The sequence below is a fragment of the Prosthecobacter sp. genome, from assembly GCF_044222565.1.
Lineage (GTDB): Bacteria > Verrucomicrobiota > Verrucomicrobiia > Verrucomicrobiales > Verrucomicrobiaceae > Prosthecobacter.
Genome location: NZ_JBGANA010000007.1, coordinates 62,125 through 78,551, shown reverse-complemented (window position 1 = coordinate 78,551; position 16,427 = coordinate 62,125). Strand labels below are relative to the sequence as shown.

Below are 16,427 nucleotides of genomic sequence, written 5' to 3'. Positions count from 1 at the left end.
CACGCTGATCGACAGACAGGAGTGTCTGTCGTACTTATCTCCTCACGGCTTCTTTCCCACCACCGTGAGCCAGGGGTGCGTGTCTGTCATGATCAGCAGGTCTCCGCGTGGTTCAGTGAATGGCACGACGTAACTGGCGGTCACGGTTTCCACGGCATCGGGAGCGCTGGTGAGGATCTCCACGGCGAAGGGGCCCTGGCTTGCGGGCACATCCGCAGCGGCTTTGAGGGTGAGCTTCACCTCGCCGCCTTTGGCGGGCACGTCCACGGCTTCGGCGGTGACGCCCATGGGCAGTTGTGCGGCCTGGGCTTTGATCTTTCCAGCGAAGGTGCCGCTGGTCTTCACGGTGAGCTTTACCTCCACGCTTTTGCCGGCATCCAGATGATAGGCGTGCGTGTCCAGCGTGCCAGTGATGGTGGGGACAGGCGGTTTCACGGAAAGCTCATAAAAATGATCCGCACCGCCGTGATGAAAGCGGTCTGCGATGACCAGCTTGTACTCGCCATCTTCAGCGGCTTTGAAGCGCAGCGAGGGATCGAGGCTGTCCTTGTCCGCATCGTCCGCCACTTGCAGCGATTTGCCTTTGGCATCCTCGATGCGCAGCGTGGCATCCAGCGGGCTGTGGATGGCCTGCGCACGGATGTTGATCTGCACGCTCTCGCCTTTCTTCAGCGGGATCGTGAAGGCATCCTCTTCGCCAGCCTTGCTGATACAGCCGTTCACCGTGGCGGGCGGAGTCAGTGTCCTGGGTTCATCGAGAACCGGCGCCGGCTTCGGCTCGTCCGTCACGATGAGCCGATACACATGATTCTCGCTGCCTTTGAAGGACACATCAGCCGCAGGCGGATGCGCGAAGGCAAAGAGCTGCGCGTAGAGCGTGCCGTCCGCGGCGGGCGTGTATTCCATGCGCGGGTCCAGATTGGTGCTGTCATGCCCGGCGGCGACTTCCACGCCTTTCTCATTGAGCAGGCGCATGGCGGGGTCCATCGGCGAGCCCAGAGAATAGCCATGCAGCTCCAGCGTGATGCGTTTGCCCTTCTGCGCACGGATAGCGTAGGTATCCACATCGCCCGCTTTCGCCAGCACGCCATTGAGGGTCACATTCATCCGGGCCTCGGAGGCTTTCGCTTCTGCCAGCGTGTCGTTGGGTTCTTTCTCCAGGACTTCTTCAAACCTGCCCACCTCGATGATGCGCGGCGGCGAGGCGTCCGTTTCATTGTAAATGCGCACGAGGCAGGGCCCCGGCGTGGCCTCTTTGGCGATGTTCAGAAAGAACTTCTTCGGCTTGTCACCGCCCAGCACCACCACGTGCGGAGAGCTGCTCCAGCCGAGAAAGGTCCCCTTATCCAGCCCTTTGCCGCTCACCGTCGTTTCCACACGCGCACCCACCTGCCCGCCTGCGGGAAAGAGGCTTTCAAAGCCGGGGGGTGCCGCAAGCGCCGCAGTGGCCAGCGATGCCTGCAGAAGACCGCAGAGCCATGGGCTCCGGACTTTCCGCAGTCCGCATTCCAGTTTCATCATTTCCCGGCGCATCACGCAAACAGCTCGCGGATGGGCCTGCCACCATTGATCAGCTGCACGGGGCGGCCGGTGTTGGTGTGGAGGATCTGGTGCGGATCAATGCCCAGCTTCGTGTAAAGCGTGACGGCAAAGTCTTCCGGCGAATAGATGTTGTCGCTGGCGTAGTAGCCCTTCGGGTCGGTGGCACCGATGATGCCGCCGCGTGGGACGCCCGCACCTGCGAAGAGGATGTTCATCGCGCCAGGCCAGTGATCGCGACCGCCGTCCTTGTTGATCTTCGGCGTGCGGCCAAATTCTCCGAGGGCGACGACGAGCGTGCTTTCCAGCAGGCCGCGGCGGTCCAGGTCCGTGAGCAGACCGGCCATGCCCTGGTCAAACTTTTGCATGAACTCGCCTTTGCAGGTCTTGAAAAGTTCGCGGTGGTGGTCCCAGCCGCCGTAGTTCACGGTGACGAAGGGCACGCCCACTTCCACGAGGCGGCGCGCAAGAAGCATGCGCTGGCCCACATCGTTGCGGCCGTAGAGCTCGCGCGTCTTGTCGTCTTCGAGGGAAATGTCAAAGGCCTCCTGGGCGGGCTTGGAAGCGATGAGATCGACCGCCTGGCCGTAGAAGGTGTCAAAGCTCACGGCGGGATCTTCCGCCACGGCATTGTTCAGGCGCTTCATGCGGTCCAGCGAGTGGCGCAGCTCACGGCGGGAAAGGCCGCGTGCATCTGAAATTTCGGAAGGCAGCACGACATCGCGCACCTTGAAGCCCTTGGAATTGGGATCGCCACCGGCAACGAAGGGCGCATGCTCGGCACCGAGGAAATTCGGGCCGCCGCTGCGGGTGATGCTGGGCAGCGTCATGTAGGCCGGCAGGCCGTTCTGCACGCCGCGCTTGTAACTGACCACGCTGCCAAAGGAGGGGTGGAAGGTCACGAAGGCACCGCAGCCCACGGGCACCGGAGTGGGCGCGCCGGTCATCATGTAATGATTGCCGCCGCCGTGATTCGGATCCTTGTGCGTGACACTGCGCAGCACGGTGAACTTGTCCGCCACTTTGGAAAGGTAAGGCACGCTCTCCGAGAAATGCACGCCTGGCACGCTCGTGGGGATCGGCTTGAACTCGCCACGGATCTCGCTCGGCGCGTTCGGCTTCGGGTCAAACATCTCGTAATGCGAAGGCCCGCCGTCCAGCCAGACCAGGATGCAGTTCACCGGACGTGAAAGCGAAGGCTGTGGTGCCTGCGCCGCCATCGCCCGTGCCCGCAGCAGATCCGTAAAGCCCATGCCACCACCCGCAGCGGTGAGGCCGAGCTTCAGAAAATCGCGCCGCATGTGACCAGCGCAGTTATGGGTGATACGAGACATTCGTGAGGGGGGAAACCTGTGGAAATTACGTCATACGACAGGGGTTCTTGCGAAAGCGAACAAAAGTATCAGATTCAGTGACTATTCATCCGACAGCGATGGCGGATGCAGGCAGTGACACACCCTCCGAATGCACCACGGATTTCGCGACCAGCACGGATCAGATCCAGAGCCTCAGGTTATCCGTGATCATCCGTGTTATCCGTGGTCAGAAATTCCGGACTTTAAACCACGGATTTCACGACCAGCACGGATCAGATCCAGAGCCTCCGGTTATCCGTGATCATCCGTGTTATCCGTGGTCAAAGATTCCGGACTTTATACCACGGATTTCACGACCAGCACGGATCAGATCCAGACCCTCCGGTTCCGGTTATCCGTGTTCATCCGTGTTATCCGTGGTCAAAGATTCCGGAACTTTGAACCACGGATTTCACGACCAGCACGGATCAGATCCAGACCCTCTGGTTCCGGTTATCCGTGATCATCCGTGCTATCCGTGGTCAAAGATTCCGGAGCTTTGAACCACGGATTTCACGACCAGCACGGATCAGATCCAGACCCTCTGGTTCCGGTTATCCGTGTTCATCCGTGTTATCCGTGGTCAAAGATTCCGGAACTTTGAACCACGGATTTCACGACCAGCACGGATCAGATCCAGACCCTCCGGCTCCGGTTATCCGTGTTCATCCGTGCTATCCGTGGTCAAAGATTCCGGAGTTTTAAACCACGGATTTCACGACCAGCACGGATCAGATCCAGAGCCTCTGGCTCCGGTTATCCGTGATCATCCGTGCCATCCGTGGTCAAAGATTCCGGAGCTTTGAACCACGGATTTCACGACCAGCACGGATCAGATCCAGAGCCTCCGGTTCCGGTTATCCGTGAACATCCGTGCTATCCGTGGTCAAAGACTCCGGAGCTTTGAACCACGGATTTCACGACCAGCACGGATCAGACCCAGAGCCTCCGGCTCCGGTTATCCGTGATCATCCGTGTTATCCGTGGTCAAAGATTCCGGAGTTTTAAACCACGGATTTCACGACCAGCACGGATCTGACCCAGACCCTCCGGCTCCGGTTATCCGTGTTCATCCGTGTTATCCGTGGTCAAAGATTCCGGGGCTTTGAACCACGGATTTCACGACCAGCACGGATCAGATCCAGACCCTCCGGCTCCGGTTATCCGTGATCATCCGTGTTATCCGTGGTCAAAGATTCCGGAGCTTTGAACCACGGATTTCACGACCAGCACGGATCAGATCCAGACCCTCCGGTTCCGGTTATCCGTGTTCATCCGTGCTATCCGTGGTCAAAGATTCCGGAGTTTTAAACCACGGATTTCACGACCAGCACGGATCTGACCCAGAGCCTCCGGTTCCGGTTATCCGTGATCATCCGTGCCATCCGTGGTCAAAGATTCCGGAGTTTTGAACCACGGATTTCACGACCAGCACGGATCTGACCCAGACCCTCCGGTTCCGGTTATCCGTGATCATCCGTGCTATCCGTGGTTAAAGACTCCGGAGTTTTAAACCACGGATTTCACGACCAGCACGGATCAGATCCAGACCCTCCGGTTCCGGTTATCCGTGATCATCCGTGTTATCCGTGGTCAGAAATTCCGGAATTCTGGACCACGGATTTCACAAGCTCTCCTCAATGATTGAACACAAACTCCGCCGAGTTCAGCAGGCTCCACATCACGTCTTCAATGGCGGCCTGGCGGTTGGGAGGGCCGACGTCCAGGGCTTTGCTGGCGATGGCAGCTTCTTCGCTGGTGGGCAGGCGTGAGTAGCTGGCGAGGTAGAGCTCTTCCACGATCTGCGCGGGCTGGAGGTCGCTCTTGGCGAGGCGGGTGGCGCGGCCTTTGGCGTTGATGAGCATCTCCTGCAGCTTGGTGGAATTCATGAGGTGCAGGGCCTGCACCACGCTGGGCTTGGCATCGCGCTCGCAGGGGCATTCGGAGCTGGCGTTCGGGCGGCCAAAGGCGTCCATGAACTGGCTCTCCAGCTTGTGATTCCAGGTCTGCTTGGCCAGGGTTTCCGCAGGCGTGCCGGAGAAGGACTCTTTCACTTCCGTCACGGCGCACACGGCATCCAGCAGCGTCTCGGCCGGAAGGCGGCGGCGGTAGCTGCGGCTGTAGTTTTTCACGTCGGCCACATTCGTCTCATTCGGCAGGCTGCTTTCACGATATACCTGCGACAGCATGATGGTGCGCATGAGGTGCTTCAGGTCATAACCGTGCGCGATGAAATCCTGCGCCAGCCAGTCGAGCAGCGCGGCGTTGCTGGGCGGGTTGGAGGCGCGGAAGTCATCCACGGGATCGACGATGCCGCGACCCATGAAGCTGGACCACACGCGGTTCACCACGGCGGGGGCAAAGTAGGGGTTGTGCGGATTCGTCATCCAGTCGGCCAGCACGGCGCGCGGGTCCTGATTTTCCGCGATGGCGATCTCCTTGTCCGCAGGCGGGCGCGGCTTGAGCGTGGCCTTGGTGACGGGGTGCTCGATGCCCGCTGTGCCAGGCGTGAACCACATCTGCTCCGGCTCGCCGCTGATGGGTGCGGAGATGCCCTGCCCTTTCCGCTTCATCTGCGTGAAGAACGCGGCCATCTGGTAGTAGTCCGTGAGGTCCCATTTCTCCGTGGGATGGTGGTGGCACTTCGCGCACTCCAGACGCACGCCGAGGAAAATCTGGCCGATGAAAGTGGCGGCGTCCACGGGCTCGCGTTTGTCCCGCCACACAGCCATGGGTCCATATTGGTGCGTGTTTCCCTGCGCGGTGAGCAGCTCGCGCACAAACTGGTCCCAGGGCTTGTTTTCGCGAAAGCTCTGGCGGATCCACTGGTCCAGCAGATACACGGGCTTCACGCCCACGCGAGAGGGATTGGGGCGGATGAGGTCTCCCCATTTCACGGCCCAATGGTCGGCCCACTCGGGGCGCTGCAGCAGAGCCTCTACCCATTGCTGGTATTTCATGGGATCTTTGCTGGAGGCAAAGGCGCGTGCCTCTTCAACCGTGGGCAGCATGCCGATGGCATCCAGCGTGCTGCGGCGCAGGAACTCCGCGTCCGTGCAGCTCTCGCTGGGCAGGTGCCCGAGCTTCTGCAGGCGTGCATACACGAGCTTGTCGATCTCATTGCGCACGGTGAGCCCGGCGTAGCGCTCAGGCGGCAGCAGCTTGTCCGCAGGCACCGCCACGCGGGAGATGGCCACCTGCCCCATGTAACGCGCCACGATCACCGTCTCGCCGCTCTCGCTGGTGGTCTTCATGCGGCCTTCTTCATCCACGGAGGCGATGGATTTCTCGGAGGAAATGTAATCTGTGAGCGCCGTGACATCGCGGGTGCTGCCGTTGCTGTACTTCGCGGTGACCTTCAAAGCACCCGCTTCGTTTTTGCGATAGGTCTTTTCCGCCGGAGCCACCTCGATGCCCGTGAGCGCGGGCTGGCCCGGCGTCTCATACGGCATGCCCTGGCGGATCCATTCGGCGATGGTTTTGGCAGACTCCGAGTCCGGCTCAAAGCGCTGCCCGCCCTCGTGCTGCACGCGCACCACGGACTTCTGCAGCAGCAGGCTGTCCTCTGGCAAAGCGGGAAACACACGGCGGCCGCGAGAATCCTTCACCAGCTCCATGTAGTCGCCCTTCGGATCATAGGCGAAGATGGAGAGCTTGAAGCCCGCCTGTCCCGAAGACTTCGCGTGGCAGCTGCCGAGATTGCACCCCGCCTTGCTCAGCACGGGCAGGATGTCCTGAGTAAACGAGAGCGCCTTCGGATTGGGCGCGGCAGGAGCGGCGGCAGCAGCAGGTCCGGGCAGCTTGGTGAGCTTTTGCTTGTCATCGAGCAGATACACATCTCCCGCATCCGTGGCGGCATAGATGCCTTTGCCATCAGCGGTGATCACCGCCGCATTCGGCACGCCTTCGAGAGCTCCGGCCTTCTTGTCCTTGCCGGAGGTGAAGGCCAGGCGCACGCCATCGTGCTCCTTCAGCTCCGTCACGCTGTGCACGCTGCCGCTGTCCATGAAATAGGTCAGGCTGGTGGAGTCCGGAGACCACAGCAGCGCATTCACCGGCGCGGATTTGTCACCCAGCAGCATGATCATCTCCTTGCTGGCGATGTCCCACACCTTGAGGTCCTTGTCCGCGCTGCCGGTGGCCAGCCATTTGCCGTTCGTATTGAATCCGACCGCCACGATGTGCCCGACGTGCCCCTCGATCTTCGCCACTTCCTTCAGTGTGGCGGCATCCCACACCTTCGCGAGATTGTCCGCGCCGCCGGTGGCGATCTGCTTGCCGTCTTTGCTGAGGGCCAGGCTCAAAACATTGTCCGCATGCGCCTCCACCATCTGCGCCGGCTTGGGCTCGCCGAGCTTCCAGCGGTGCAGCAGGCCTTTCATGCTCATGGCTCCGTCCGCGAGAATCAGCGTGCTCTTGTCAGCCAGGAAAGTCAGCGCCGTGACACGCCCCTCCAGCGGTGCGGTCAAAGTGTACGCCACTTTCCAGTCGGCTGCATTCCACACCAGCACGCTGCGGTAACCACCCGCCGCCAGCAGCGAGCCGTCTGCATTCCATGCGAGCGATTGCACCACATCCTTGTGCCCTTCCAATGTGGAAAGCACGGGCGCGTCCTGCGCGGAGACATCGCGGATGAGCACCTGATTTCCACGACCCACGGCGAGGCGTTTGCCGTCCGGGCTCAGGGCCATGGCGGCAGAGGGCGTGTGGCCCGCAGGCAGCGCGGCCAGCTTGTCTGCAGGCGTGAGTTCACCAAATTTCTTCAGCGCGGCGTCATCCCATGGCGCGCCCGCATTCACCCAGGCCTTGAGCAGATTGATCTGCTTCTCCGGCATCTGCTTTTTCGGCGGCATGTGCGCATCGCCGGGATCATTGAGGGCCTTGATGAGCGCGCTGTGGTCGGCATCGCCCGAGACCATGGCCGAGCCGTTTTCGCCGCCTTTCAGAGCGAGATCGCGCGTCTCCAAAGAGAGCCCGCCTTTTTTCTTGTCCGCATTGTGGCAGCCGAGGCACTGCGTCTTTAAGAGACCCATCGCCTGGGCCGGATGAACCTTCGCCACCTCCGCAGCGAGCGGGGTGGAGAGCAAAAAGAGGGCGAGAACATGACGACTGCTGTAAAACATGGAGGGGTGAGACAACTACGGCTGCATTTGGGATGCTCTTGCCAAAGACAGCGCCCGCAAGGGGCGCAGGAGCGCTTGCTCCCAGGAACGGCGGCATTTTTCAATACGGCTCTCGGGAGCAGAGCGACCCACCTTTTCAGAACAACCACACCACACGGGTCGGAACGCCGCAGAGGTTTCCAGAAAGGAACTCAGGGCCAACTCTTCGTTCTCCAATCGCCCGAGCCACTCCTTGCGCGAACGTGCGAGGTTGTAGCTCGGTATTCCAATACCGAGTCGGAACCGTCGCGGTATCGGAATACCGCGCTACACAAGCCGTGCCGCCCGCTGTGAGCCAATTCTCCGGTAGCCTGGGACCCGCGAGTTCATCGTCTTTCCACCATCCAGCCCGCAAAAGGTCCAGTTGCCCTGCAATGCAAATCTCCGGCCATTCCCTTGCTCCTTCATTCCTTTGCCAAAACACAGCGCCCTCATTCCGCCCACCTCCCGCACTCCTGCCGCTCAGCGTTTCATCCGCCCTCCACCCTCCCCCATTTTTTGCGCCTCTTTGCGTCTTTTTGCGGCCCCACGCCTCCCCTTTCCGTCCCCACACCTCCCCTTTCCGTCCCCACGTCTCTCATTTCCCGCTTCACAGCTCCCATTTGCCCTTTGCATCACTGCGCAGCCCGCCATATTCGCCGCCCCCTCGATTTCCCCCTTAACCATGGCCTCCAAGCGCATCGTCCTCAAATTCGGCTCCGGCATCCTCACGCGTAAAGACGCACCCGAGCCGGATCCCGTGCAGCTGCGCAAGCTCGTGGAGGCCGTGGCACTGCTGCGGCGCGCCGGGCATTCCGTGGTCGTGGTCAGCAGCGGTGCCGTGGCATCCGGGCTGAAGCCGCTGGAATTCACGCAGCGCCCCACAGACGTCACCACCCTGCAGGCGCTGGCCGCCGTGGGGCAGACGCACCTCATGCACGCCTATGAGTCCCTGCTGCGAGACCACGGCCTGCACGTGGCCCAGCTTCTGGTCACGCATGAAGACTTCGAAAACGCCGACCGCGCCCCGCGCGTGAAGGCCGTGCTGGACCGCCTGCTGGAGTTCAGCCAGGTGGTGCCCGTCATCAACGAAAACGACTCCGTCGCCATCGAAGAACTGCGCTACGGAGACAACGACAAGCTCTCCTCCCGCGTGGCCCGCTTCTGGGGTGCGGATGTCCTCATCCTGCTCACCAGCGCTCCCGGACTCCTGCGCGACATGAAAAACCCCGCCGAAGGCCCCATCCCCGTGGTGGAAAATGTGGACGACGTCATCCACCACGCCGAGGAGGAAAAATCCACCCTCGGCACCGGCGGCATGATCTCAAAACTGCGCGCCGTGCAGGACGCCGTGCACGGCGGTGTGGAGTGCATCATCGCCTCCGGACGCCACGCCGAGCAGATCCCCTCATTGATCGATGGCGAAGGCATTTGCACGCGCTTCCCCGCTGCACCGGGCTCCAAAGTTTAAGGTTAAGGTTTCAAGTTCAACCCGAACTCCCGCAGCAGCGTTACAGCTTCAAACTTCAAACTTTAAACTTCCAACTTTAAACCCCGTCATGGCCTCCGCAGACATCGCCACCCTTCTCATTCACTGCCCGGACCGCCCGGGCCTCGTGCATGACGTCACCGGCTTCATCTTCTCGCATCAGGGAAACATCATCGATCTGCAGCAGCACATCGACGAGGAGCAGAACGCCTTCTTCATGCGCCTGGAATGGAGCCTGGAGAACTTCACGCTCGAAAAAGAGGAGATCGAGTCACGCCTGCAGCCCATGGCGCGCCGCCATGAAATGCAGATGCGCCTCAGCTTTGCCAGCCAGCGCAAACGCATCGCCCTCTTCGTCACAAAGGAAAACCACTGCCTCTACGATCTCCTCGCCCGCCATGAATCCGGCGACCTGCCCGTGGACATCCCGCTCATCGTGGCCAATCACGAAACCCTCCGCCCTGCGGCGGAACGCTTCGGCATTCCCTTCCACCATTTCCCCATCACCAAGGAGAACAAGCTCGCGCAGGAGGCCGCGCAGATCGAGCTGCTGCGCCAGCACAAGATCGACACCGTCGTGCTCGCGCGCTACATGCAGATCATCAGCCCCGCGATGATCGCCGAGTTTCCGCATCGCATCCTCAACATTCATCACAGCTTCCTGCCCGCCTTCGTCGGCGCCAAGCCCTACCACCAGGCCTTTCAGCGCGGCGTGAAGATCATCGGCGCCACCAGCCACTACGTCACCGCGGATCTCGATGAAGGCCCCATCATTCATCAGGACGTCATGCGCGTGAGCCACGAAGACGACGTCCAAGACCTCGTCCGCCTCGGCCGCGACCTCGAAAAAACCGTCCTCGCCAAAGCCCTCTGGTGGCACGCCAGCGACCGCGTCCTCGTGGTGAAAAACAAGACCGTGGTGTTTGATTGATGGGGTGGGGTGTGGGTGCGGTGTCCTGGGAACACGTTGCTGCAAAACGACGAGCACCACCCTTCCAGCGACACAAGCTGCCGACGCTTCGCGAAGCTCAAGCCCCCGGCTCGCTCTTCTTGTAGGTGTTGGTCGAGATCTCAGCCCAGCCGTGTGGCTTGATCAATGCCTCCAAGGCCGCGCGGAAGCGCTTTCGGCGGCCTGAGACGGTCTGCTTGAAGGCTCCTTCCGAGGGAACGACTTCGCTGATCAGGATCCTCACCCGGCCATCTGGATACCGTTTGAAAAGTGAGCACTCCTGGTTGTTTAAAATCGCTTCGGCTACTTCCGCTGCCGGACCTTTGACGTTCACCCGCTGCGCCATGGCATGGAGCTGGCGTTTGCGGGTGCCTACGATTTCCGCCGTGTGCGCCACCACATCCACACACCAGCGCTGCATCTCCGCGCGGGTCGATCCGTTCACCGTGCCCCCATGCCGCTCGATCTCAAAACTCAGCAGCGGCGGCTCCCAGCCCATCCCTTCCGTCCGTCCCCGAATCTTCTGCGCCTTCATCCCCCCTTCCCTCGCCCCCCGCAAAGAACCCCACGCCCCCTCCAGCAAAAACTCCACCATCCCCACGTCGAGCGGAGCGCCGGGTGTCAGGCTCATGAGGTAGTCTTTGAGAGAGGTGTTCATGGTCGAAGAAGTGAATGAGATGCCGTCTGACGCCAAGCGTAACCGCATGCACCAGCTTGATCCAATACGAAACTCGCTGCCCAGCCCCGCGGGTGAAAAACAGCCATGGGGCGACGCGAGGCCACCGCACCTATTTGGACTGCGGTCGCGCAGGAAGGAACGACCGCAGCTACCGCTTTCCGCAGGCGGTGCCAGCATGCGAACACCAGCGAGACCCTCGAACACGGCAGCCGCACGGCCCACGCCAGCTCCACAAGCCCCTCGCCCGCCACGAGACGCTCGAAAGCGGCAGCTCCACTCGTCCCTCGTTGCGCAGCCGCACTCCAAATTCTCCCTTCGAACCACCCAACCGGCATCGGCTCCACCGTTCCCACAGGAAACCGCTCAAAGGACTGTGCTCCCTCCTTTAAAAGAACCTTGCCTTCAGCCTGCCGATCAGGCGCGGTTTCTCAGCTTCGCGAGTCATTTCAGTTCCGTCGGTTTTGGCGGTTTTGGCGGTTCATTTTGGAGAGGGGTGTTTTTTTTTCACGCTTGGTGATGGCATGTGCGGATACGCGGCTAAGGCTGGAATCCTACTTGGTTGACACACCTGCAGCCGCTCTTAACTGTGGAGGAGTTTGCAGCGTGTCTCTGCCAGCAAAGACTGTCTGCTCATTGACGCAAGACCACGCAACGTCTGACCTGACATGAACCCACTTGCCGCCAAATTCGAAGCTCTCATCACCACCTATCAGGCTCGCGGTTTGAACAATGGAGATGGCATGCTGCCTCCGGTAGGCCGGGAGGTGATAGAAGAAGCTGAAAGGCTGCTCGGGTTCAGCCTCCCTGAACCCATTCGGCCCATCTATGAGCTGTATGGGGGGCAGGAGTACATCAGCCCTGGTATCACGGGCGTCCTGGGGTCGCACAGGTTGCTGAGTCCATTGGAGATAGCCAGCTCCTGGCAGATGTATGAGGACGCACAGCGCTTTCCCGGAGCTGAAATTCCACCCCCGGATTCAGTGCCGGGGGAAAATGAATGGACGTGGTGGCACCCTGCCCTGGTTCCGTTTGCCAACTGGGATGCCTACCATCTTGTAATATGTCGTCGCACCCACAGAATCTGGGAGTATGAGCCTTACATTGGCATCTCACGCCTAAGCTTCCGGGACATCGATGCTCTTCTTGATGCGGCCCAGGAATCAGCAAGCACAATGGAGGAGCCATGCATCGAATTTTACATCGAAGAATAAGGAAGGCTGCCACCACACAGTCGTGCCAGTGAATGCCAGGCGGTAGAGGGATCTACTGATCCCTCGCCCTCCGCCCCGCCCAGCACTCCGTTTTCAACCACCGGCTTCCAGACTGGGACCAGGATGGCCCCGCTCCAGCCAGAGTTCCGCCCTCTCAAAATAACCCCCCCCCGCAAAGAACCCCACGCCTCCTCCAGCAAAAACTCCACCATCCCCACGTCGAGCGCAGCGCCGGGAGAAAGGCTCATGAGGTAGTCTTTGAGAGAGGTGTTCATGGTCGAAGAAGTGAATGAGATGCCGTCTGACGCCAAGCGTAACCGCATGCACCAGCTTGATCCAATACGAAACTCGCTGCCCAGCCCCGCGGGTGAAAAACAGCCACGGGGCGACGCGAGGCCACCGCACCTATTTGGAGTGCGGTCGCGCAGGGAGGAACGACCGCAGCTACCGCTTTCCGCAGGCGGTGCCAGCATGCGAACACCAGCGGACTCTCGAACACGGCAGCCGCACGGCCCACGCCAGCTCCACAAGCCCCTCGCCCGCCACGAGACGCTCGAAAGCGGCAGCTCCACTCGTTCCTCGTTGCGCAGCCGCACTCCAAATTCTCTCTCGAACCACCCAACCGGCATCGGCTCCACCGTTCCCACAGGAAACCGCACAGAGATTTTTTACCGTCTGCTGCCCCTGCTGCAGAGGTTTTGGGGGTTTTGGGGGTTTCGTTGGTTTTGCTGCCCCTTTTTGAGAGGGTGAGATTGTTTTCGAGGAGGGGCGGCGGCAGTGTGCGCGTGTCTTGAGGAGGAATGAGTGCACCAGGAGTGATCGTCCCATCTCTTGCAGGCCCCTGGATATAGCGCATTGTTTTTGCGTTCAGACACAGGATCATGCAATCTTCCGTCAGTTCACATGAAAACCCTGGCTTTACCAACTCTGTGGTACTCGAGTGCGGCGGGCGCATTTGCGGGTGTTTTGGTCTTGGCACACCGGCTGGCCATGAATGAGTTTCTAGCGCTGGCTTTGGCGTGGGCTGCCTCCATCATCACAGCGCTGCTTGTGGGGGGAGTGGCGGTGAGGCTCAAACCGGATCTCAGATTTAGCACCTCGGTGCATGAGGATGGCCTCGGCTACCTTCATCAGCCGTTCGAGGTCGTGATTTATGTCACGCTGGCGTCAGCGGTGGCCATGGGGAGTTCCTTCTTGTTTAAGTGATGCCATGGCCAGGCATTGAAGGGCTTTCAGCAGCAGTTTTGCTTGGCCTGCAATGTGAGTATGAGGGGCCGCGTTGCCACTGATCGACGGGCAGGACTGCCCACCGTACTGCGCCCTGCCGCCTTCGTGAAAAAAACTCCCTCCCGAAAAAAGGGGCAGCAAAACCAACGAAACCTGCAAAACCTCGGTTTTGCCAACTCATTGGATCAGATCGGCGGCTTTGATCGCCTGCGGATTGAGATGGTAGGTTGTGGTAGGACGTCCGCCGTGAGCACCGGCGGGCTTTACGGTGGCGATGAGCCAGCGGTGCTCAGCCAGAAGCTCGCAGGCTGACTCGGCATCCTCAGTCCGCGTAAGACCACTCCAGTTTTTGTTGCGCACATTGCGTACCTTAAACTCCTCCGGCAGCCCCGCGCTCCCATCGCACAGCTTTTTCAGCAGGGTCCGCACGGCATCGCTTTCGGCGACGCGGGCGGAGAGGAAGACGCGGTGGGCGTGGGATTCGAGGCAGTCGGCGAAGGAGATGGCGCGCTGGAGGGCGGAGAGGGTCACGCCGCCGGAGGGCTGCTCGGCGACGTGGATGAGGAGGGCCAGGGCGGGCACGAGCTTGCGGTATTTGCCGAGGTGGGCTTCGATGGCGGGGGTCATCACGCCGCTGCGCAGGCGCAGCTCCAGCACGCGGCGCCAGTCATTGAAAAGCTCCTGCGCATCGGGCGCAAAATGGAAGGTGGGGATGTTGTCGCGGTTGGTCTGCACGCCGTTTTTGAGAAGCTGCGCGGTGGTGACGTTTTCAAAGGCGTGGAAGACATCGGAGGCCTCCCATTCGGCATCGCGGCACAGGGGGCGGTCCACGTCCTGCCAGTGGGGATTCACGTCCGGCCAGACCATGAGGGAGAAGCGCTGCAGGAAGCCATCGGCTCCGGCGCTGTGGCCGTTGGCCTCGCGCACATGCGCGGCGATGACGCCGGGCTGGATGCTGCCGAGCAGGCTGAGCGCGCAGGCCTCGACGTAGCGGCGGCCACGCCCGATGCGGTCAAAGGTGTAGCCCTCCTTGCCGCTCCAGGCCTGCAGCAAAAAGGCGCGCAGGGACTGGTTGCCATCCTTTTCCAAAAGGGCGAACAGGCCCGCGAGCTCGTCCTGATAAAGCAGGGTGCCGGTGGGATTGTCCCGCAGCACTTCGCCGAGGGCCTCGATGCTGGCGTCATTGACGATGAAGCGGCGCAGCGGCGGCGGCTCGCCACCGACGGACTCCACGAGCTGGGAGTAGTCAAAGGCCTCGCCATTTTTCGCGGCTTTGCGCGCGGCGGCCTCCAGCGCACCGCGCTTCATGCGTGCCTCGATCTCATTGGCCTGGCGCTGCCCCACTTCGGCCTCGTGCTCTTTGGAGACCATCTTTTCCAGCTCGCGCAGCGGGCGCATGACGGCCTGCATGGCGGGAGATTTCATGAGCGAGGGGCTGCCGATGAGCATGGCCCACAGGTGCGGAAACTCGGTGTAGGAGTCGTCCTTCTCCTTTGGCTGGATGCAAAACCTGCGCCCCGCGATGCTGGAGAGCGCAGCCATGGCGGCCACGGCGGGAAACTCCGGCGGGCACTGCATGCGCTCGGCGATGTCTGCGATCCACGGGCGGAAAGGGGCGGGCAGCCAAGCGGTGTCAAAGGGCTTCACGGGGGGCAGCGCCGCGCCGAGTGGCAGCGGGCGCGGGGCATCTTCTCCGGTGGAGTAGGCGATGTGCTCCAGCCGTTTCAAATTTTCGCGCAGCCTCTCCGCCATCTCCTGCGGCCCGGCGTCCGCCGTCTGCGCCAGCTCTCCCACCTCTGCCAGGATGCGGCGCGCGTGCGCCTGGGCGATCTGCCGCGCATGCCAGTGCGCCAGCTCCAGATTGAAGATGCCATGCTGCTCGGTGAGCAGGCAGATGCGCTCATGGGCCTCTGGCACGGCATGCCGCCGGCGCAGCGCCACGGAGACGGTTTGCACGCTGATGGCCTCCCCCCGGCTGTGCATTTCCAGCAGCAGCTCCCACACGCTGCGGCGCCCGGGATCCACAAACGCCTCCGGGTGCTGGATGATGGCGGCGATGCCGGGCAGCCAGTCCGCGTGATCGTCCATCACGGCGGCGATGATCTGTATTTCGCAATCGGGCGCCGTCAGCATGGCTCCGACATTTTCGGCGGGGTAGTGCATGGTGTGGTCAGGGGAAGAAGGTTGGTCTGGCGGAAGTGTTATGAGTGGTATTTTCTGGTATTTCGTTTCCTTTTAGGCGGAGGTGGCGGTGCTGGTGGTGGCATTGGCCGTTGTCGCGTCGGGTCCTGAGGGAGGGGTGCCGCCTGCGCCTGCGCCGTGGCTGCCGGTATTGCCGCCCTGCTTTTGCGGCCACTGCTTTTCCCCTGGTGCGGGGATGCGGGCCTGCACGTGGAAGCGCCCGCGCAGCGTGGCCTCCACCTCGGCGAGGTCGTAGCGCACGCCGCCTCCGATCTTGAAGTAGGGCAGCACGCCGGAGCGTGTCAGCTCGTCAATGGTGCGCACGGAAAAGCCGCAGTAGGCGGCGAGTTCTTTGCGGGTGATCTTCCTGGCCTGAAGGCTGGAAGCGGTGCTGGGTATCGGTGATGAGTTGTTCATGCCGATGTTTTTAATTGGGCCCGTTTTTCAGGAGTCAAAGCGAAAGTTGCAGAAAATGGAAAAAGACTGAGCCGGGGAGAAAGGAAACGCGAGGAGAAGCAGGGATGGGTATGGCGTGGTAGGATGTGGTTTGGGGGTCGTCTTTTGGGCGAAGGCTGGGGAAGCCCTGGCTGATAAAGTGAAGCGGGGCGTGGGCGGGGCGAAAAATGTGGCGCTTGCACCTCATGCCCCTCATTCCG

General features: G+C 61.3%; 11 protein-coding genes. 4 read left to right on the top strand and 7 right to left on the bottom strand.

Going from position 1 to position 16,427, the window contains the following annotated elements; translation table 11 throughout:
• Window positions 1-42: 42 nt before the first annotated feature.
• From ACILSR_RS12035 to ACILSR_RS12025, 3 genes are all read right to left on the bottom strand, one after another.
• The gene (locus tag ACILSR_RS12035) at window positions 43-1,521 is read right to left on the bottom strand and encodes a hypothetical protein (RefSeq protein ID WP_395750022.1); all 1,479 of its coding nucleotides are present in this window, start codon (window positions 1,519-1,521) and stop codon (window positions 43-45) included.
• 11 nt (window positions 1,522-1,532) lie between these two features.
• Complete coding sequence (locus tag ACILSR_RS12030) at window positions 1,533-2,873, bottom strand: DUF1501 domain-containing protein (RefSeq protein WP_395750021.1); 1,341 nt, start codon at window positions 2,871-2,873, stop codon at window positions 1,533-1,535.
• Window positions 2,874-4,531: 1,658 nt separating this feature from the next.
• Entirely contained in the window at window positions 4,532-8,017 is a 3,486-nt protein-coding gene (locus tag ACILSR_RS12025) for a DUF1553 domain-containing protein (RefSeq protein WP_395750020.1), read from the bottom strand.
• A 703-nt stretch (window positions 8,018-8,720) separates the two neighbouring features.
• Here ACILSR_RS12025 and proB point away from each other — a divergent pair.
• Together proB and purU are read left to right on the top strand one after the other, a co-directional pair.
• Window positions 8,721-9,506, top strand: a complete 786-nt coding sequence (gene proB, locus ACILSR_RS12020) for a glutamate 5-kinase (protein ID WP_395750019.1) — start codon at window positions 8,721-8,723, stop codon at window positions 9,504-9,506.
• Between the two features lie 88 nt (window positions 9,507-9,594).
• Complete coding sequence (gene purU / locus ACILSR_RS12015) at window positions 9,595-10,455, top strand: formyltetrahydrofolate deformylase (protein ID WP_395750018.1); 861 nt, start codon at window positions 9,595-9,597, stop codon at window positions 10,453-10,455.
• A gap of 97 nt (window positions 10,456-10,552) precedes the next feature.
• On the opposite strand, the gene ACILSR_RS12010 is transcribed toward purU, so the two are convergent.
• Window positions 10,553-11,131, bottom strand: coding sequence for a hypothetical protein (locus ACILSR_RS12010; protein ID WP_395750017.1), 579 nt, complete (start codon window positions 11,129-11,131; stop codon window positions 10,553-10,555).
• 686 nt (window positions 11,132-11,817) lie between these two features.
• On the opposite strand from ACILSR_RS12010, the gene ACILSR_RS12005 reads away from it, so the two are divergent.
• Window positions 11,818-12,363: an SMI1/KNR4 family protein gene (locus tag ACILSR_RS12005; protein ID WP_395750016.1), complete on the top strand. Its 546-nt coding sequence runs from the start codon at window positions 11,818-11,820 to the stop codon at window positions 12,361-12,363.
• Here ACILSR_RS12005 and ACILSR_RS12000 read toward each other — a convergent pair.
• On the bottom strand, window positions 12,348-12,638 hold the full coding sequence (locus ACILSR_RS12000) for a hypothetical protein (protein ID WP_395750015.1): 291 nt from the start codon (window positions 12,636-12,638) through the stop codon (window positions 12,348-12,350). The two genes, ACILSR_RS12005 and ACILSR_RS12000, sit on opposite strands and share 16 nt — an antisense overlap.
• Before the next feature lie 628 nt (window positions 12,639-13,266).
• On the opposite strand from ACILSR_RS12000, the gene ACILSR_RS11995 reads away from it, so the two are divergent.
• Window positions 13,267-13,569: a hypothetical protein gene (locus ACILSR_RS11995; protein ID WP_395750014.1), complete on the top strand. Its 303-nt coding sequence runs from the start codon at window positions 13,267-13,269 to the stop codon at window positions 13,567-13,569.
• Between the two features lie 198 nt (window positions 13,570-13,767).
• Here the strand turns inward: ACILSR_RS11995 and ACILSR_RS11990 are convergent, their stop codons facing one another.
• Entirely contained in the window at window positions 13,768-15,753 is a 1,986-nt protein-coding gene (locus tag ACILSR_RS11990; protein ID WP_395750013.1) for a DUF3987 domain-containing protein, read from the bottom strand.
• A 72-nt stretch (window positions 15,754-15,825) separates the two neighbouring features.
• Complete coding sequence (locus ACILSR_RS11985) at window positions 15,826-16,188, bottom strand: helix-turn-helix transcriptional regulator (protein ID WP_395750012.1); 363 nt, start codon at window positions 16,186-16,188, stop codon at window positions 15,826-15,828.
• Window positions 16,189-16,427: the final 239 nt, after the last annotated feature.